Origin of the sequence: Vibrio palustris (genome assembly GCF_024346995.1) — a bacterium.
GTDB lineage: Bacteria > Pseudomonadota > Gammaproteobacteria > Enterobacterales > Vibrionaceae > Vibrio > Vibrio palustris.
In genome coordinates this window covers 809498-827238 of record NZ_AP024888.1, presented here as the reverse complement: position 1 = coordinate 827238, position 17741 = coordinate 809498, and the positions used below count along the sequence as shown (strand labels likewise).

Sequence of the window (17741 nt, the reverse complement as noted above, 5' to 3'; positions counted from 1 at the left end):
GAGATTCACCATGTCTGAATTGACAGAGGTTGCCAGGCCTTACGCACAAGCCGCATTTGAGTATGCACTGGACAATAACGCGTTGGACGAGTGGCAGTATATGCTCGATATCGCAGGAATGGTGATTGAACAGCCCATCGTCAAGTCGTACATCGACAACGCGCAAGCGGAAAATGGCCAAGCAGAGTTGCTGGATATTTTTCTGCAAGCAGGTGGTGAGTTATTCGATCAATATTTTCAAAACTTCCTGAAAGTGATGGCGGAAAATCAACGCTTGATCGCAGTGGGGTTGGTCATTGGCCAGTTTCGTCAATTAAAAGCGCAATTGGATCAAATACTGCCAGTAACGGTGTGCGTGTCTGAGACATTAAACGAGCAACAACTCGCCGATATTTCGCAGTCGTTAGCCGCTAAGTTTGGCAAAACCATTGAATTAGAACAACACATCCATCCAGACCTCGTTGGCGGTATCGTGATTCAAGCCAACCAAATGGTATTTGATGGCAGCGTTCTGACCAATATTGACCGCCTCTCGACCAACCTACATGTGTAATGGGGTATAGAAATGCAATTAAATTCAAATGAAATCAGTGAACTCATTAGAGGCCGAATTGAGAAGTTCGACCTCGTCACTGAAGCAAAAAATGAAGGGACGATTGTCTCTGTGAGTGACGGCATCATCACGATTCATGGTCTTTCTGATGTCATGCAAGGTGAGATGATTGAGTTACCCGGGCAACGTTTTGCTCTGGCGCTTAACCTAGAAAGGCACTCTGTCGGTGCGGTGGTCATGGGGCCTTATTCCGATCTCTCGGAAGGCATGAAAGTACAGGGAACGGGGCGTATTCTTGAAGTGCCGGTCGGCGAGTGCTTACTAGGTCGTGTGGTCAATACTTTGGGCGCACCAATTGATGGTAAAGGGCCGATTGAGGCGACCGAGCACCAACCTGTTGAAGTGATTGCCCCTGGGGTGATTGAACGTCAATCAGTCGATCAACCCATTCAAACCGGTTATAAAGCGGTCGATTCCATGATTCCAATTGGCCGTGGTCAGCGAGAACTGATTATCGGTGACCGTCAGACCGGTAAAACGGCACTGGCTATCGATGCCATCATCAACCAACGCTCGTTGGGGGTTAAATGTATTTATGTTGCGATTGGCCAGAAAGCGTCGACGGTCGCCAACGTCGTGCGTAAGCTTGAAGAGCATGATGCGTTAAGTAATACCATTATTGTGGTTGCCACCGCCTCTGAAGCGGCCGCATTGCAATATCTTGCCCCTTACTCAGGTTGCACTATGGGTGAGTATTTCCGAGACCGCGGCGAAGATGCGTTGATTGTTTATGATGACCTCTCTAAACAAGCGGTGGCGTATCGTCAAATCTCACTGCTATTGAAACGTCCACCCGGTCGTGAAGCCTTCCCTGGCGATGTGTTTTATTTACACTCCCGCTTGCTGGAACGTGCGGCGCGAGTTAACACTCATTATGTTGAGCGCGCGACCAAAGGCGCGGTGAAAGGCAAAACGGGGTCACTCACTGCGCTGCCCATTATCGAAACACAAGCGGGCGACGTTTCGGCGTTCGTACCGACCAACGTGATTTCGATTACTGATGGGCAGATTTTCTTGCAGACTGAACTGTTTAACTCAGGATTGCGTCCCGCGGTTGACCCAGGCATCTCGGTGTCTCGTGTCGGCGGCGCTGCACAAACCAAGATTATGAAAAAACTCTCCGGTGGGATTCGTACCGCGCTCGCGCAGTATCGTGAGTTGGCCGCTTTTGCCCAGTTCTCTTCGGATTTGGATGAAGCCACTCGTCGCCAATTAGATCATGGTGAGAAAGTGACTGAGCTTATGAAGCAGAAACAATACGCACCGATGACGGTGGGTGAGCAAGCGGTTGTTATTTTCGCGGCAGAGAAAGGTTTTCTTGAGAGTGTTGAGCTCAAACAGGTTGGGCAGTTTGAAGAAGCGCTTTTGGCACATGCGCATCAAAATGCATCCGAGCTGTTACAGCACCTCGATGATACCGGCGCTTATGGTGATGATGAAGAGAAGCGGCTCTTTAGCTTATTGGAATCGTTCACTGCACTGCAATAACGGTAAGGCATAACTAGAGAGGAGGCCTTATGGCAAATTCTAAAGAGATTCGCACCAAGATTGCCAGTGTTCAGAGTACGCAAAAAATCACCAGCGCAATGCAAATGGTGGCGGCGAGTAAAATGCGTAAAGTGCAGAAAAATATGGAAGCATCGCGTCCTTATGCGAAAAACATGCGCAAAGTGATCAGCCATGTATCCGCAGGGACATTGGAATATAGCCATACTTTTTTGCAAGAGCGAGATGTTAAACGCATCGCTTATATCATTATTTCGTCGGATCGCGGTTTGTGTGGCGGTTTAAACACCAACTTGTTCAAAGCGGTTTTGACCGATATGCAGCAATGGCAAGCGCAAAACGTGGAAGTCGATACCACGTTAATAGGTTCCAAAGCGATCAACTTCTTTCGTGATACCGGCCAAGTGATTGCGCAAACCTCAGGGTTGGGGGATACGCCCCAATTAGAAGAGATGCTGGGGACGGTTAATGCCATGTTAGAGCATTACTCGGACGGGAAAATCGACCGTTTGTATTTGGTGTTTAACCAGTTTGTGAACACTATGGTGCAAAAACCGCGCGTCATGCAACTGCTGCCATTTCCTAAAGAGGACATTGGCAGAAACAAAGAAGCCCGCTGGGATTACATCTACGAGCAATCGCCACAGGATATTCTTGATCACTTGATTCACCGCTACGTGGAATCGCTCGTGTATCAAGGGGTGGTAGAAAGCATTGCGTGTGAACAAGCGGCACGCATGATGGCGATGCAATCGGCCACGGATAACGCAGAACAGCTTATCGATGACTTGCAACTGGCGTTCAATAAAGCCCGTCAAGCGGCCATCACGAATGAATTGACAGAAATTATTTCTGGTGCTGCGGCAGTTTAGAAAGAAATTGAGGTTTTTATTATGAGTACTGGCAAAATTGTCAAAGTCATTGGCGCGGTGGTTGATGTCGAGTTCGCGCACAATGAAGGCCCTAATGTGTATGAAGCACTGAAGGTGCTAACAGATAATGATACATCGCTGATGCTAGAAGTTGAGCAGCAGCTTGGTGGCGGGGTTGTGCGTTGTATTGCTATGGGCACATCGGATGGTTTGAAACGTGGCATTGTGTGTGAAAGAACCAATGGGCCGATTGAAGTCCCAGTCGGAGAAGAAACACTCGGCCGAATCATGAATGTGCTGGGAGAGCCGATTGATGAATGTGGTCCCATTGGTGAGAAACTCCAATATGGCATTCACCGCGCCGCACCCAGTTATGAAGACCAAGCTAATTCCTCTGCATTATTAGAGACAGGTATTAAGGTCATCGACTTAATTTGTCCGTTCGCTAAAGGCGGTAAAATCGGACTTTTTGGCGGTGCAGGTGTGGGTAAAACCGTCAATATGATGGAGCTTATCAATAACATCGCTAAAGCTCACTCGGGTCTATCCGTGTTTACTGGGGTGGGTGAGCGTACCCGTGAGGGCAACGACTTTTATTACGAAATGAAAGAGGCCGGCGTACTGGATAAAGTCGCGATGGTGTATGGGCAAATGAATGAGCCACCAGGCAACCGCTTACGCGTTGCCTTAACAGGTTTAACCATTGCTGAACGTTTTCGTGATGAAGGGCGTGATGTCTTATTGTTCGTTGATAATATTTACCGTTATACCTTAGCGGGGACCGAAGTGTCCGCATTGCTTGGCCGGATGCCATCGGCGGTTGGGTATCAGCCAACATTGGCGGAGGAAATGGGAGTACTACAAGAGCGTATTACCTCGACTCGTTCAGGCTCGATCACTTCTATCCAAGCGGTCTATGTCCCTGCGGATGACTTAACCGATCCATCGCCTGCGACGACGTTTGCGCACTTGGATGCCACCATCGTTTTATCCCGTAATATTGCGGCATTAGGTTTGTATCCGGCGGTTGATCCACTAGATTCGACCTCACGTCAGCTTGATCCTTTGGTGGTTGGGCAAGAGCACTATGATATTGCTCAGCGTGTACAGATGACGCTGCAACGTTATAAAGAGCTGAAAGACATCATCGCCATTCTTGGGATGGATGAACTGTCAGAGGAAGACAAACGCTTGGTATCTCGTGCACGTAAAGTCGAACGTTTCTTAACTCAGCCTTATCATGTTGCGGAAGTCTTTACGGGTCAACCCGGTGTGTTTGTGCCACTCAAAGACACCTTGGCTAGCTTCAAAGGTTTGCTGGATGGCGAGTATGACGATATTCCTGAACAGGCATTTTTATACTGTGGCACGATGGATGAAGTGCTCGAAAAAGCCAAAACACTGTAATGAGCAGGAGGCAACATGGCGATAGGTGTAACGAACAACACGTTCCAGTTAAGTGTAGTGAGTGCTGAACGCACCCTATATTCTGGCCCTGCCCACGGGTTAGCCATCGCGGGGGCTGATGGTGAACTTGGTATTCGCCCCGGCCACTCTCCTTTGATCAGTAAGATTAAACCCGGCGTGGCACGGATTGCTGGTAGTCTGAATAAACCCGAAGAGATTCTTTATATCTCAGGTGGCTTGGTGGAAGTACAACCGGACACTGTGACGGTATTAGCGGACACGGCACTGCATGGAACGGAGATTGACAAAGCACGGGCGCAAGCCGCACGTAAAACCGCGGAAGAAAATATTCGTAAAGCGAGCGGTGAGCTAAGCTTTTCTCAAGCACAAATTGAGTTAACCAAAGCGCTAGCTCAATTGCGGGCAGTCGAGCTAACTAGCCGTCAGCGACAGCGCTAATCATCGGCTCAAAATCTTTGATTATCGTTGATAGAAAATAGTGAGAAAAGACACATCTTGGTGTGTCTTTTTCTTTGTTTTCTTCTCTCGCGGGCATCGTGGTTGAAACTCCCACGATTGTGGCTTGTCGGCTCTCATGGGATTGTTTAGAATACCCGACCAAATCGTATTTATAGGTCAAAACTATGAGCAACACGGACTCAAAACCAACATTACCGGATCATTTATCAGGAAACTCTCGTAGCCCATTTTTTGTGGAAGAGTGTTTTGAGCATCAAATCGGTATTACGCTTAACGGTAAAGAACGCACAGACGTTGAAGAGTACTGTATTAGCGAAGGTTGGGTAAAAATTCCTTCACCAAAAGCGAAAGATCGCTACGGTAACCCAATGCTGATCACGCTAAAAGGTGAAGTGACCGCTTTTTACAAGTAAGTGCAATCCTCTCATAGCCTAAAAAATGAAGCGTTATGCGCTTCATTTTTTTTATTTAAATAACAGACGTTTTAATTGTTTGCTTAAGTAATAAGAGATTTTACGCTACGCTAAGATATCGTTTTTCGATAAATCAGGCAGTGACGCCGACCGATAGGATACAGCAGGATGCTACGACAATTCACCTCTCACGATGCTCACCATTTAATCAATACTATCGACTCTGAGGAGCAGTGTTATTTATGGAGTGGGCCGACTTACCGCTATCCGCTTGATCATCACCAAATTGAAATCCATTGTGCCAAGAGCGAAGTAACGCCCTATATTTTTGAGTATGAAGGCGAGGTGATCGGTTATGTGGAACTCTATAAAGTGACACGCTGGCATTATCGATTATGTCGAGTATTGGTGTTTGCGCCGTTTCGCTCGCAAGGGTGGAGTGTACCTATGCTTCAAGAGGCCATAGATGTCGCCTATCACGACCACCATGCCTATAAATTAAGCTTAGCGGTATTTGAACGTAATTATATTGCGTTGCGCTGCTACCGAGATTTAGGTTTTAGAGTGAGCTCGGTCGATCGTACATCCCGTACGTTTCAACATGAAACGTGGCCTTTAGTACGTATGAAACGCGTGTTTTGGAAGCGTCGACTAAAAGAATGGTTGAAGGGTTATTAAGCTCAGATATCTATGTTAAATGCCGTGACCGTAATATAAAGAGCTGACCATTATTTGCGCATTATTATTATGTTTATTAATTCACTATTTTACACAGATTATTTTTATCAGTAGCCATGCATATCGTGGACTTATTGTTTACTTACTTACTTATCTATCTATTAATTATTTATTTAGTAAGGTTTTTATTGCAAAAATAAAACTTAACCTTATTATGTGACGTTTATAATTATTATTCAGGTAAATAATGAAAAAGTCTATTCTACTTTTAACGCTCACTGCTATTTTAATGACTGGGTGTGGCTCTATTATTAATGGTTCGACTCAGAATATGTCTATTCAAGCTCAGCCAGCTAGTGCAAATATTCAATTATTATCATCCAATGGAGCGACGATTTATGAATCAACTGGGACACTTTTTTACGATTTGAAACGCAAAAAAGGCTTTTTCCAGGGGGCTAACTATAATTTAAAAATATCAGCTCTGGGGTATGAACCACAAATCATTCCAATCACATCCAGCGCAAATGGTTGGTATTTAGCAGGAAATCTTCTTTTTGGCGGCTTTGTCGGTTGGCTGATTGTAGACCCAGCAACAGGAGGCATGTGGGCTCTTGAAGCGCATAATGGCCAAGATATAGAAAGTTTAAAAGTGATGCTAAAAAAAGATGCAACACTCGACCAATTGTCTTCGGCGAAGAAAGTTCAATAATTAAAAATATGCCGTAGATATAAAAAGCAATGGATGATGTTCATCCATTGCTTTTTTTTTATAAAGTCGTTAATGTCGATTGTATCATGAAAAATATTGACGATTAGTTGAGTGAAAATGTATGACGACCGGGTGCCGAATTCTTTCTATTGAGGATATTCCAGCATATCGCGTATTACGCTTAGAAAGTTTGCGCTTGCATCCAGAATGCTTTGGTGCGAATTACGAAGCTGAGCGTCAAAAAGACGTATTATTTTTTGAAGAGCAAATGGCTAGCCAAACCGACACTCTCATGATTGGGGCGTTTGATGATCATCAATTAATCGGTATGTGTGGATTAATAGCGATAGATGATGAAAAGTATTTGTTAGTTGGCATGTATGTTCAATCTGCTTACCGAGGCTTGGGAGCCAGTACCCAGTTAGTGCAATATGCACAATCGGTCTTGGCGGCGTCGATACGAACCGCGATCGTTTTGACTGTCTATGAAGAGAATCAAGTGGCGCTCGCCTTTTATAAAAAAATGGGCTTTTCTCACCAGTCCACGCTAGGCGATGAAATACTGATGCAGTGGGATGATGCTGATCACCCTCATTAAGGGGATGGTAAAGGCATCGCGCTGCTCGAACAGGCGGGGGTTCATGTCGATGTTGGCGTGTGTAGTGAGGAGGTTCGTGCCTTTATTACCCCGTATTTAGGACGCTCGTGACGTTCTGACAGCCGGTAAATTTTCGCTATGGAGAGCGATGATGAAATTTTATCAACCCAGTGTCTATCAACCCCAGTGTCAACAATGGTTTACTCACTATAAATCGGCCATTCAAGCGTGCTTACCCGATGCGCGCATCGAACATATTGGTGCCTCGTCACTCCCGAATGCCCTATCAAAAGGCGACGTGGATATTTTTGTTGGCGTGGCGCCTGAGCAGTTGGAAGAGTGTGTCGCAACGTTAAGCGCGTTAGGCTTTTCACAAAAACGCGATACGTTACGGACCCCCGAGTTATGCATGCTAGAGGCGTTATCTGAAGATGATGTCGCGCTGCAAGTGGTCGCCAATGGTTCCGAGTATGAGGATTTTTTACTCTTTCGTGATGCACTCAGAGCCACCCCTGATTTAGTCACTCAGTACAATGCCCTAAAGCAAGCCTGTGTTGGTGTCAGTCAAGCAGAATATCGGAAGACAAAATCTGTATTTATTGGGCGTGTTATTGAGCAAACTAGGGAAAATAGCTCGCGCTAGAATTAGAAAAACAAGGAGGTGAATGGATGTACATACCCGCGAATACTCGGTTAGATGATCGGCAAGCGATCGCGCATATTATCAATGAGCACGGGTTTGGGCTGCTCATTTCATCTAGGCTTAACGCCACCCATCTGCCCATGTTGTATCAAACCTCTAATGACGGCTTCGGTGAGCTTTACGGTCATTTTGCGAAAGCCAATCCACACAGCCGCGAGTTAGACGGTGAGCGCGTATTGGTCATATTTAATGGGCCACATGCTTACATATCGCCAGCTTGGTATGCCACTCAGCCCGCTGTGCCCACTTGGAACTATGTCGCGGTGCATTGCTATGGCACAGTGCAATTATTAGAGGAACCCGAGAATTCATTGGCTTTAGATCAATTAATTCAACGTTATGAGCCTGAATTACTTGCTGATAACGACATTATGCCGAACGAGTTTAAAACCAAATTGCGAAGTGGCATTGTCGGTTTCAAAATCGTGTTAGATGATATTCAAGCGAAAGAAAAGCTCGGCCAACACCGTAGCGAAGCTGACCAACAAGGAGTGTATCAGGCGCTACTACACAGCGACCATGATGGCGCACAAGAGTTGGCGGCGTATATGAAACAACGTGAGTTAGGCACAGGAAACAGTGACGTTACATCGTGAATCCTCACGCGTGAACCGTCTCATTACAGCACATAGGACAATGTATGACCGTCATCGCACAAACCCCTAAGCCGCCGTATTATGCCGTCATTTTTACCTCAATCAGAACACCGGTTGATGACGGTTATGGTGACATGGCCAATCGTATGATTGAATTAGCCAGCCAAGAGCCGGGCTTTTTAGGTGTGGAATCTGCCCGAGAAGAGGTGGGGATCACTGTGTCTTATTGGCAAGATCTCGATTCGATTCAACGTTGGAAAGCCAATGCCGAACATCGAGAAGCGCAAAGATTAGGGCATGAAAAATGGTATGCCAGTTTTAAAACTCGCATATCGAAAGTTGAACGGGATTATGGCCGAGATTGAGTTTCCCATTATCAATACAAATATCCATAAATAATAACAATCGTTACAAGGAGAGAGTCATGAACATTCAAGTAAGACGCGCAGAGCCAGCGGATGGGCCTGCCGTTAAGGCGATTTATGAGTGCCGCAATGCTTATAGCAGCACTTTACAAATGCCATGTCCATCTGACGCAAGCTGGGCCCATCGTTTTGTGGATGTCCCAGAGAATGTTTACGCGTTTGTCGCATTGCTCGATGGAGAGATTGTCGGCAACATCGGTTTTTCGGTGTGTGACAATCCCAGACGTCGCCATGTCGGCAGTTTTGGCATGGGTGTGAAAGATACGATGCAGGGCAAAGGCGTCGGTAGCGCATTACTCGCCACCGTAGCGGATTTAGCCGATAACTGGTTAAATCTAAAACGGATTGAACTGACGGTATACACGGATAACGACGCGGCGATTCAATTGTATAAGAAATTTGGTTTTATTAAGGAAGGCGAGTCCAAGGCGTTTGCGTTTCGCAATGGTGAGTATGTTGATGCCTACCATATGGCTCGAATACTACCCTAGGTACTCGCAGTATTCGCGCCATTATTACAGCGTGGCGCGACGCTTGGCATACTTAAGATCGCTTGATGGTTTTATTATCGGGATGCCGTGGGCAGTTGCCACAATATGCTCTAGAGTCGCATTTATAGACTAGGCAGCAGCTCGTTCTCACTAAGGTTAATAACCCAGAGCGCTCATCAAGGTTAATATTATTAAGATGTTTATCTGGTAAGTGACACGCGCTCAACCATAGCTTTGCATGACGCATAATATCGTGCTGGCTTAAAGACGTTTGCACGTGTTGCCTTCCTATTAATACGCTTAATACTAAATCTGCGAGTAGGTGGTTAGTAAATCCTGGGCGTATTCTTGTCCATTGACTCATTTGCTCACGATAAAATTCAGTTAAGGCGCGGATGGCGTCTCCTGCCTTCGCTATCAACACCTCTTGGGTGCCAAGCTCATACTCATCTGTCGCGAACCGATACCCAGTAATAAATTCTTCTTGCTGATATTGACCGATATTTTTGATATCCGGCAGCGCGTGCAACTCATAAATAGCAATGAACGCCACATAAATGGGCTGCCAGCAGAGCAAATCCCAGGTGCGAGTTAACCAATACGCTTGACCGGCTTCAGGGTGATTATGCGCAAGATCATCGTAAACGCGCTTTATTAACTGATAACTATCAGGGTTAGCGCGTGCAATGCAATCACTCGATAATGGACCTAGCGTGCCTGATAAGTAGGGAGTTATCGCTTGTGATGCGGAAAAAAGCGGCTGAAGTAAAGAAGAGGGTGCTTGATAAGTGATCATACGATGCCAGCGTGAGCGTTTATTAACTATTAAATGAGAATCAATAGCGTTATCATAACTAATATGAGAATCGTTCACCAAACAAAATGGAGCATTATTCTCTATTTTTCCAATGCCTCTGACTACTCGCGCGGAAAATGAGGCGTATTTATCACACAGTTCGTCAACATAGAGAGAAATGGATTTGCGAGAGGTTGTTGCCAATCAAAGCGAACCTGACTATGTCAATAAGCATAGTGCCGCTTTTGATAGAATCAGACGTACTTTAGACTACATCCACCTTAACCTTAGCTCGCCGTTACTGTTAGATGATATTGCACAACAAAGTTGCTGGTCCCGCTGGCAATTGCAACGCGTTTTTCAAGCGCAAACGGGGCTGACCGTCGCCAATTATGTTAGGGAGTTAAAACTTAGCCAAGCGGCAGAGCAATTGCTTGATACTAAAATACGCGTCATTGATATTGGGTTGGGGCTCGGTTTTCACTCGGAGATTAGCTTTAGTCGCTCGTTTAAACATCGATTTGGCGTCAGTCCCAGTCAGTATCGAAAACGCGGCAAACGAGTCGGCATCAAGAAGCCGATTCAAGTCTCTGAGACCGCAAGTGCTGCGCACAAAGGTCATCAAAATTTTGTAGAGGTACATATTGATGAGAAAGATTCATTTTGTATTCAAGGACTAACATCAGAAATTAGTGGTTTGTTTTCCTCCACTCAAGATTTTGTGCATAAAGTCCCTGAAATGTGGTCGCACTTAACCAATGTGATGACGATTGCGAATCACGTAAACGAGCGAATCGGTGTGATCGATGTGACGCAAGCGAGTAGTGACGGTACCAATATTCACTATTGGGCGGGGATTGATCGACAACATGAGCAGGCGCTTAGTGCCCGATGTTGTCGTGATACGCAATCATTATTGCATGTACTCACTGTGCCCAAACAGACCTATGCGGTGGTTAAACATTGCGGTCCGATTAGGCATCTACGTCATACCTTGATGTGGTTCTTGCTGCATTGGTTACCAGAATCTGGGTATTGTGGCGTTGATGGCTATGAACTAGAAATATATCCAAAAGATTATGATAGTAAGCATGACGATGCCGAAATGGAATATTGGTTGCCGATTATCAAGGCTTAATCGCGTATTCGGGCTATGAGCGGCACTTGATGTCGAAAGCATAGTGTGTTTCGCCTATCAATACTTTAGTAAAAGCGTAATTCACTGTATTTATAGATGCAGTTGCACCAAATTGTTAATTATCCTATTCCTAGATACATATAATGTAAATGAGATTTATTTTTATTTATAATGTTCATCTGTATTCGAGGGAATCATGACCACTCACACTTGTTTTAAGCCTTCACCACTGGCCGTCACACTGTTGACGGTATTGTCTCTCCCCACATGGGCTGCACAAGACGTCACGCAAGCTAACGAAAATATAGAAACCGTTACGGTTATGAGTGACGCCTATCGTCATACTGCGACTAAATCCGCGCTTGAGCCGCAAGAAACGCCGCAAGGAATTACCGTAATTAGTGACGAGCAACTGGCCATGCGAGGTGTTCAATCGCTCAATCAAGCACTGAGATATGCACCGGGCGTGGTTTCTGAGCAAAAAGGCGCATCCGTTACCATGTACGATACCTTTGCCATTCGCGGTTTTTCGAACGATCAGAGTTACTATGATGGCTTAGTCTTACCGTATTTGACGGGGTGGAATTTACAGCCGCAGATTGATCCGGTGGCAATTCAACAAGTGGAGGTGTTTAAAGGGCCGACTTCCGTTTTATATGGGGCTATGCCACCAGGTGGTATGGTGAATATGATTGCCAAATCTCCCCAAACAAAACGTGCCACTAAGGTTGATGTCTCAACGGGATCACGACATCTTCGAGAAGCGTCAATAGATAGCACGGGTCAAGTGGCGGACAGTGATTTTTCCTATCGTTTCATTGCGCTTGCCCGCAAGCAAGATAGCCAAGTGGATAATGCCGAAGAAGAGCGTTATGTGCTGGCGCCGTCTTTAAATTGGCAACTATCTGATGACACTCTTATTAATCTCAATCTCTATTATCAGAACGATCCCGCGATGGGAATTAACTCGTCAATGCCATTAGAGGTGTATCAGTCCAGTGATTCATCGGTATCGATGGGCGATAAAAACTGGAGCCAGTTCGAACGTGAAGTGCTGATGCTTGGTTACAAGATCAATCATCATATCAATGACAATTGGACATTTTTACAAAATGCTCGTTATTCAACGGCCTCATTATCTCAAGAGAATACCTATCATACCGCGACGAACTTTAACTCGGTAACCGGGCAGCTAAGACGAAATGTCTACAGTACTGACGAAGATTCAGAGAGTTATGTCATCGATAACCAAATATCCGGGACAATTAACTCGGGGGATCTTGAGCACAATCTATTATTTGGTGTTGATTACTTAAAACTCACCGGAAGCTCGGTGTATAAAGAATTTACGGCCAACGCGGCATTCAATGATTTTAATGCTTATCAGCCCAATAATGACTTGCTTGCTCCTCGTCAACTTGAAGAAAATTATCGAGAATCTCATGATATTACCACTAAGCAGCTTGGGTTTTATGTACAAGATCAAGTGCGTTATAACTCGCTTATCTTACTGGCTGGTGGGCGTTATGATTTATTCAAATCGAGTGATGAATTAACCAGTGCTGATTCAGGCAGTAATAATCGCGCTGACCATCAGCAATTTTCTTATCGAATGGGTGCTTTGTACGAATTTGATAATGGTTTATCCCCTTTTGTGAGTTATGCGACCAGCTTTGAACCTGCGGCAGGGCGAGATATTCATGGTGACTCATTAAAACCTCAGTTAGGCGAACAAGTTGAGTTGGGGATGAAATATCGTTCGATGGACAACTCACAACAATTCACGGCGTCTTACTTTTCGATTACTAAGCACGACTCTACAACAGCCGATCCTTCTGATCCCACGTACCGCGCGAAAATTCAGTTAGGCAAAGTGCGTTCTCAAGGTTTGGAGCTAGCAGGGCGATGGTTTGTGACCGATCAGTGGGATATGAGCGCGAGTTACACCTATACCGACATGCAAGTTATTGAGGACGTAAATCCAGATTTAGAAGGCACAACCCCAATATATGTGCCGAGGCATGCGGCGAATGTATGGACTAACTATTCTATATACAGCGGTACGTTAGCGGGAACCCGCGTGAGTGCCGGCGCCCGTTATATGGGGGCGATGAAAATGAATGCCGCGAATACTCAAGGTGAGGTGTCTTCCTATACCGTTGTTGATTTATCGGTGGGGTATGACTTAGGCCAAGCGAGCAGGGTATTATCTGGCGCGACTGCCAACCTACTAGTGAGTAACCTATTCAATGAAGATTACAGTGCATGTTATGACAAAGCGAACTGCTGGGCAGGCGCCGAGCAATCGCTAGAACTTAGTGTCAAATACGCCTTTTAGTGCCGCAAGAATAGGCTCCTAGTGATAGGTTATTTACCGCAATCAGCGGTCACGGTAATGGGATTTATTTCCCCTTGAAATCCGCCGTGCCCGCAGCAACGCCACATTATATTGCCTGCCTTGCTATATCGATATTGGTTTGCCCCAATTTTTCGCACATGCATCATAATGGTTCATGGCGCTCTTTATTTTGGTGCATAGATATTTATTGCAGACGTTATATACTGCATTTAGAGTCATTTTTTCAATATAAAGCATGGCATATGATTTGCATTATACAAGATTAGTTGCGAGAGCATAAATCAGTGGACAGTCATGCCATACTGATAACAATATGATAAAAAGACATCTAGGGTTCCGGCTGCATCGCAGTGACTGGTCCGAGAGTTGTCAACCTCTTATGAGGTCACACGGCGGGACAAAAGCCCGGGAGAACAACCAATTCCATATGGTTATGCTCTCGTGTAATTGTTTTATAAGTGACTCACATTGGAGGTGAATCCATGCAACCATTTCTTAAACGTTTTATTACTTCATTTGCGCTGGTATTTAGCGTGATCCTCTCTCCGTTCATTTCCCAATCCGCATTCGCTCAAGAAAAAACCGAATTTAACGTCGCATGGTCTATTTATGCGGGCTGGATGCCTTGGGACTACGCTGCTTATTCCGGAATCATGGATAAATGGGCGAAAAAATATGGCATCAAAGTTAACTTGGTACAGGTTAATGATTATGTTGAATCGATCAATCAATATACAGCAGGGCAATTTGATGCCACAGCGATGAGCAATATCGACGCATTAACCATTCCTGCAGCGAGTGGGGTCGATTCTTCAGCGTTAATCGTCGGTGACTTCTCTAACGGTAACGATGGTGTTGTGCTAAAAGGAGATAAAACGCTCCAAGATATCAAGGGCCAAAATATTAATCTTGTTGAGTTCAGTGTCTCTCATTACTTACTTGCACGAGCATTAGAAACCATTGGTTTATCAGAGCGTGATGTACACGTTGTTAATACAGCGGATGCAGATATTGTGGCTGGATTTAGCACGGATGACGTGTCTAGCGCCGTGACTTGGAATCCGTTATTAAGCGAATTAACCAAACAACCGAAAACCTCTTTAGTGTTTAACTCATCTCAAATCCCTGGTGAGATCATGGATCTTATGGTCGTTAATACGCACACGTTAAAAGATAACCCTAAATTGGGTAAAGCGTTAACGGGAGCATGGTACGAAATCATGGGCATCATGAAAAATAAACAGGTTGCGACTAAAGCGAAAACGATAATGGCGAAGGCTTCAGGAACCGATTTAGCAGGTTATAACCAGCAATTAGCCGTCACCAAAATGTTTTACGAACCACGTACAGCGGCCGAGTTTACCCAAAGTTTGGATCTTAAACACGCAATGAAGAAAGTCGCTGAATTCTCTTTTGATCATGGACTACTTGGTGTCGGTGCGCCTGATGCTTCTTATATCGGCATACAAACGCCTTCTGGAATTTACGGAAATCCACAGAACATCAAACTGCGCTTTGTTCCAGACTATATGGCTATGGCGGCTAATGGTGAATTATAACGTCTTTTTTATATGTCACAGGCTGCTTCTGGGGAGAAAATATGACCAAAATCATTAACCGCCACCCCTCTCGTTATGGACGATTGATGTTAGGTGTGCTGCCTTTTGCCATTGTGTTAATTGTGTATTTAGTCGCCTCTCACGCGCGGCTTACCATTAATCCGGCGGATAAACTATTACCTTCGTTCAGTAGTTTTTGGGACGTTATTGAGAGAATGGCGTTTACACCAAGTAAGCGCACGGGGGATTACTTATTATTGGTCGATACCTTAGCGAGCTTACAACGCCTTGCATGGGGGATTGCTCTTAGTGCTTCAATTGGTCTTTCATTGGGCATTATGAATGGCATGTTACCGCTTGTACGCTCGTCACTATCGCCTTTGGTGACAGCGATATCCTTGGTGCCACCTATGGCTATTCTACCTATTCTATTCATCACATTTGGGTTAGGTGAATTATCGAAAGTAATGCTGATTTTTATTGGTATATGCCCGGTCATTATTCGAGATATTCAACTTAAGACCTCTTCACTACCTCATGAGCAACTGATTAAAGCTCAGACTTTGGGGGCTAATAGTTGGCAAATTATTGTAAGAATTGTATTACCGCAAATTTTACCACGTTTAATTGAAGCGATTAGGCTGACATTAGGTAGTGCTTGGCTATTTCTTATTGCGGCAGAAGCGATTGTGGCAACAGAAGGACTGGGATATCGCATTTTCTTAATGCGCCGCTATATGGCTATGGATGTGATCCTACCTTACGTATTTTGGGTCACTATATTGGCGTATTTGATGGACTGGGTATTAAAAAAGCTATCGCAGCGAATGAGTCCTTGGTACCACGAAAGTCAAGGAGAATAATATGTTGAAGCCAATCATTGAAATACAACATGTGTGGAAAGAGTACAGCAACAATATCGTGCTCGAGCATTTGAATCTTAGCGTATTTCCCGGTGATTTCATCAGTATTGTTGGAGCATCAGGATGTGGAAAGACCACATTTTTGAACATGTTACTAGGAACGGAGCAGCCATCACGGGGCCATATTTTGCTCGATGGCAAGCCACTTCCTGCCGAACCAGGCATTGAGCGCGGTATTGTTTTTCAGAAATATTCGGTTTTCCCACATATGACCGCCATTGAGAATGTGATGTTAGGTTACGAGCTCACTGATAATAGTGTGACATCAAAATTATTAGCAAGAAGTGTTGGGAGCAATAAGAAGCGTGCCAAAGAACAAGCGCTGCATATGTTGCATGAAGTCGGCTTAAGTGAAGCGCAAGATAAATACCCACATGAGCTGTCTGGTGGTATGCGTCAACGTCTCTCTATTGCACAGGCTTTAATCAAAAAGCCTCGAATTTTGTTACTTGATGAGCCGTTTGGCGCGTTAGACCCTGGTATTCGTAAGGATATGCATGTGTTAGTGAAAAAGCTGTGGAAAGAGCAGCAACTGACCGTTTTTATGATCACGCATGATTTAAGCGAAGGTTTTCATCTTGGTAATCGTTTGTGGGTATTTGATCACACCCGTAAAGATGACCAAGCCCCGGAACGCTATGGTGCCAGAGTAACTTTTGATATTGCAGTCGATAAGAAAAAAGACATGGCCGCCATATCAGAACAAATTCAATAATAAGCAATTAGGAGAATATCATGACCAATGATTCCATTTTTACAGACATTATCCCCGGTGCCGGACACTGGTCGATGAATGTCTCAAAAGGAACCGTACTACGGATTAAAGATCTTGAGGGGGGAGCTAATGTCAGCATGCTTTTTTATAATCCATTTAATCTTCTAGAGCGTTACAACGCGCCCGATACGCTGAAAGGTCAGCATACGTTTAAGCTCACTTCGGGACACTGTTTGTACTCAGATATGGGCCGAGTATTTTGTTCGATCACCCGCGATGATACGGGTTGGGTTGATTCTGTATGCGGTGTAGCAAACAAAAGTAAAGTGGCAACAAAATGGGGTGAACGTGATTACCAAACAGACCGCAACCAATGGAAACAAAATGGTTACGATGCGCTGTTAGTGGAAGTGGCCAAATATGGTCTTGGTAAGCGTGATTTGGCCGCCAATCTGAATTTATTTAGCTGTGTTAAAACCGATGAGTCAGGCAATTTAAACTTTGTCCCTGAGCACAGCCAAGCGGGTGATTGTATCGAACTGCGGTTTGAAATGGACACATTGGTCGTCTTGAGTACTTGTCCGCATCCAATGAACCCAGCAAAAGAGTATCCATTTAAACCGGTTGAGCTTGCGCTCTTTGAGGCTCAACCAATGGCAGAAGATGATGCATGTTTACACTCTCGCGAAGAAAACGAACGCGCCTTTGAAAATAATCGTCGTTTTCATGGTCAAGCATCCATCTGTCAGCATTAAGG

Annotated in this window: 20 protein-coding genes and 1 riboswitch; of the genes, 19 read left to right on the top strand and 1 reads right to left on the bottom strand. The window is 45.0% G+C overall.

The annotated features are described in order from the left end of the window. Positions 1-10 precede the first annotated feature (10 nt). The 13 genes from OCU30_RS16130 (at position 11) to OCU30_RS16070 (ending at position 9494) form a co-directional block, all read left to right on the top strand. Positions 11-553, top strand: a complete 543-nt coding sequence (locus OCU30_RS16130) for a F0F1 ATP synthase subunit delta (RefSeq protein ID WP_077314943.1) — start codon at positions 11-13, stop codon at positions 551-553. 12 nt (positions 554-565) lie between these two features. Beyond that, positions 566-2101, top strand: a complete 1536-nt coding sequence (atpA, locus tag OCU30_RS16125) for a F0F1 ATP synthase subunit alpha (protein WP_077314944.1) — start codon at positions 566-568, stop codon at positions 2099-2101. 29 nt (positions 2102-2130) lie between these two features. Next, complete coding sequence (atpG, locus tag OCU30_RS16120; RefSeq protein WP_077314945.1) at positions 2131-2991, top strand: F0F1 ATP synthase subunit gamma; 861 nt, start codon at positions 2131-2133, stop codon at positions 2989-2991. Positions 2992-3012: 21 nt separating this feature from the next. Then, the gene (gene atpD, locus OCU30_RS16115; protein WP_077314946.1) at positions 3013-4398 is read left to right on the top strand and encodes a F0F1 ATP synthase subunit beta; all 1386 of its coding nucleotides are present in this window, start codon (positions 3013-3015) and stop codon (positions 4396-4398) included. A 15-nt stretch (positions 4399-4413) separates the two neighbouring features. Further along, the gene (locus OCU30_RS16110) at positions 4414-4857 is read left to right on the top strand and encodes a F0F1 ATP synthase subunit epsilon (protein ID WP_077314947.1); all 444 of its coding nucleotides are present in this window, start codon (positions 4414-4416) and stop codon (positions 4855-4857) included. A 185-nt stretch (positions 4858-5042) separates the two neighbouring features. Beyond that, positions 5043-5291, top strand: coding sequence for a DUF3297 family protein (locus OCU30_RS16105; RefSeq protein ID WP_077314948.1), 249 nt, complete (start codon positions 5043-5045; stop codon positions 5289-5291). Positions 5292-5459: 168 nt separating this feature from the next. Next, complete coding sequence (locus OCU30_RS16100; protein WP_077314949.1) at positions 5460-5969, top strand: GNAT family N-acetyltransferase; 510 nt, start codon at positions 5460-5462, stop codon at positions 5967-5969. A gap of 247 nt (positions 5970-6216) precedes the next feature. After that, a complete protein-coding gene (locus tag OCU30_RS16095) occupies positions 6217-6681 on the top strand; it encodes a hypothetical protein (protein ID WP_077314950.1) in 465 nt (154 codons plus the stop codon). Positions 6682-6802: 121 nt separating this feature from the next. After that, complete coding sequence (locus OCU30_RS16090; protein ID WP_077314951.1) at positions 6803-7279, top strand: GNAT family N-acetyltransferase; 477 nt, start codon at positions 6803-6805, stop codon at positions 7277-7279. A 151-nt stretch (positions 7280-7430) separates the two neighbouring features. Then, positions 7431-7922: a GrpB family protein gene (locus OCU30_RS16085; protein ID WP_077314952.1), complete on the top strand. Its 492-nt coding sequence runs from the start codon at positions 7431-7433 to the stop codon at positions 7920-7922. 26 nt (positions 7923-7948) lie between these two features. Further along, entirely contained in the window at positions 7949-8578 is a 630-nt protein-coding gene (locus OCU30_RS16080) for an FMN-binding negative transcriptional regulator (protein WP_077314953.1), read from the top strand. 44 nt (positions 8579-8622) lie between these two features. Beyond that, entirely contained in the window at positions 8623-8943 is a 321-nt protein-coding gene (locus OCU30_RS16075) for an antibiotic biosynthesis monooxygenase family protein (RefSeq protein WP_077314954.1), read from the top strand. A gap of 59 nt (positions 8944-9002) precedes the next feature. Continuing rightward, a complete protein-coding gene (locus OCU30_RS16070) occupies positions 9003-9494 on the top strand; it encodes a GNAT family N-acetyltransferase (protein WP_077314955.1) in 492 nt (163 codons plus the stop codon). Positions 9495-9546: 52 nt separating this feature from the next. Here OCU30_RS16070 and OCU30_RS16065 read toward each other — a convergent pair whose 3' ends face one another. Further along, positions 9547-10290 carry a siderophore ferric iron reductase gene (locus tag OCU30_RS16065; protein ID WP_077315117.1) on the bottom strand — a complete coding sequence of 248 codons (744 nt, stop codon included), beginning with the start codon at positions 10288-10290 and terminating at the stop codon, positions 9547-9549. 178 nt (positions 10291-10468) lie between these two features. Here OCU30_RS16065 and OCU30_RS16060 point away from each other — a divergent pair, with 178 nt between their 5' ends. The 6 genes from OCU30_RS16060 to OCU30_RS16035 all read left to right on the top strand — a co-directional run bounded on the left by OCU30_RS16060 (position 10469) and on the right by OCU30_RS16035 (position 17739). Next, positions 10469-11428: an AraC family transcriptional regulator gene (locus OCU30_RS16060; RefSeq protein ID WP_077314956.1), complete on the top strand. Its 960-nt coding sequence runs from the start codon at positions 10469-10471 to the stop codon at positions 11426-11428. Between the two features lie 196 nt (positions 11429-11624). Next, complete coding sequence (locus OCU30_RS16055; protein WP_077314957.1) at positions 11625-13766, top strand: TonB-dependent siderophore receptor; 2142 nt, start codon at positions 11625-11627, stop codon at positions 13764-13766. A 338-nt stretch (positions 13767-14104) separates the two neighbouring features. Further along, positions 14105-14201: riboswitch (guanidine-I (ykkC/yxkD leader) on the top strand. A gap of 68 nt (positions 14202-14269) precedes the next feature. Next, positions 14270-15346: a putative urea ABC transporter substrate-binding protein gene (locus OCU30_RS16050; protein WP_077314958.1), complete on the top strand. Its 1077-nt coding sequence runs from the start codon at positions 14270-14272 to the stop codon at positions 15344-15346. A 41-nt stretch (positions 15347-15387) separates the two neighbouring features. Beyond that, positions 15388-16209 (top strand): ABC transporter permease, encoded by an 822-nt coding sequence (locus OCU30_RS16045; RefSeq protein WP_077314959.1) that lies wholly within the window; start codon positions 15388-15390, stop codon positions 16207-16209. Position 16210: 1 nt separating this feature from the next. Then, positions 16211-16984, top strand: coding sequence for an ABC transporter ATP-binding protein (locus OCU30_RS16040; RefSeq protein ID WP_077314960.1), 774 nt, complete (start codon positions 16211-16213; stop codon positions 16982-16984). A gap of 20 nt (positions 16985-17004) precedes the next feature. Further along, complete coding sequence (locus OCU30_RS16035; RefSeq protein WP_077314961.1) at positions 17005-17739, top strand: urea amidolyase associated protein UAAP1; 735 nt, start codon at positions 17005-17007, stop codon at positions 17737-17739. Positions 17740-17741 lie beyond the last annotated feature (2 nt).

Coding starts and splice junctions, on each gene's coding strand:
- OCU30_RS16070 (WP_077314955.1), top strand. CDS start 9,003: ATGAACATTCAAGTAAGACGCGCAGAGCCAGCGGATGGGCCTGCCGTT.
- atpG (WP_077314945.1), top strand. CDS start 2,131: ATGGCAAATTCTAAAGAGATTCGCACCAAGATTGCCAGTGTTCAGAGT.
- OCU30_RS16095 (WP_077314950.1), top strand. CDS start 6,217: ATGAAAAAGTCTATTCTACTTTTAACGCTCACTGCTATTTTAATGACT.
- OCU30_RS16080 (WP_077314953.1), top strand. CDS start 7,949: ATGTACATACCCGCGAATACTCGGTTAGATGATCGGCAAGCGATCGCG.
- OCU30_RS16090 (WP_077314951.1), top strand. CDS start 6,803: ATGACGACCGGGTGCCGAATTCTTTCTATTGAGGATATTCCAGCATAT.
- atpD (WP_077314946.1), top strand. CDS start 3,013: ATGAGTACTGGCAAAATTGTCAAAGTCATTGGCGCGGTGGTTGATGTC.
- OCU30_RS16105 (WP_077314948.1), top strand. CDS start 5,043: ATGAGCAACACGGACTCAAAACCAACATTACCGGATCATTTATCAGGA.
- OCU30_RS16075 (WP_077314954.1), top strand. CDS start 8,623: ATGACCGTCATCGCACAAACCCCTAAGCCGCCGTATTATGCCGTCATT.
- OCU30_RS16050 (WP_077314958.1), top strand. CDS start 14,270: ATGCAACCATTTCTTAAACGTTTTATTACTTCATTTGCGCTGGTATTT.
- OCU30_RS16100 (WP_077314949.1), top strand. CDS start 5,460: ATGCTACGACAATTCACCTCTCACGATGCTCACCATTTAATCAATACT.
- OCU30_RS16065 (WP_077315117.1), bottom strand. CDS start 10,290: ATGATCACTTATCAAGCACCCTCTTCTTTACTTCAGCCGCTTTTTTCC.
- OCU30_RS16040 (WP_077314960.1), top strand. CDS start 16,211: ATGTTGAAGCCAATCATTGAAATACAACATGTGTGGAAAGAGTACAGC.
- OCU30_RS16110 (WP_077314947.1), top strand. CDS start 4,414: ATGGCGATAGGTGTAACGAACAACACGTTCCAGTTAAGTGTAGTGAGT.
- atpA (WP_077314944.1), top strand. CDS start 566: ATGCAATTAAATTCAAATGAAATCAGTGAACTCATTAGAGGCCGAATT.
- OCU30_RS16060 (WP_077314956.1), top strand. CDS start 10,469: ATGGATTTGCGAGAGGTTGTTGCCAATCAAAGCGAACCTGACTATGTC.
- OCU30_RS16130 (WP_077314943.1), top strand. CDS start 11: ATGTCTGAATTGACAGAGGTTGCCAGGCCTTACGCACAAGCCGCATTT.
- OCU30_RS16055 (WP_077314957.1), top strand. CDS start 11,625: ATGACCACTCACACTTGTTTTAAGCCTTCACCACTGGCCGTCACACTG.
- OCU30_RS16085 (WP_077314952.1), top strand. CDS start 7,431: ATGAAATTTTATCAACCCAGTGTCTATCAACCCCAGTGTCAACAATGG.
- OCU30_RS16045 (WP_077314959.1), top strand. CDS start 15,388: ATGACCAAAATCATTAACCGCCACCCCTCTCGTTATGGACGATTGATG.
- OCU30_RS16035 (WP_077314961.1), top strand. CDS start 17,005: ATGACCAATGATTCCATTTTTACAGACATTATCCCCGGTGCCGGACAC.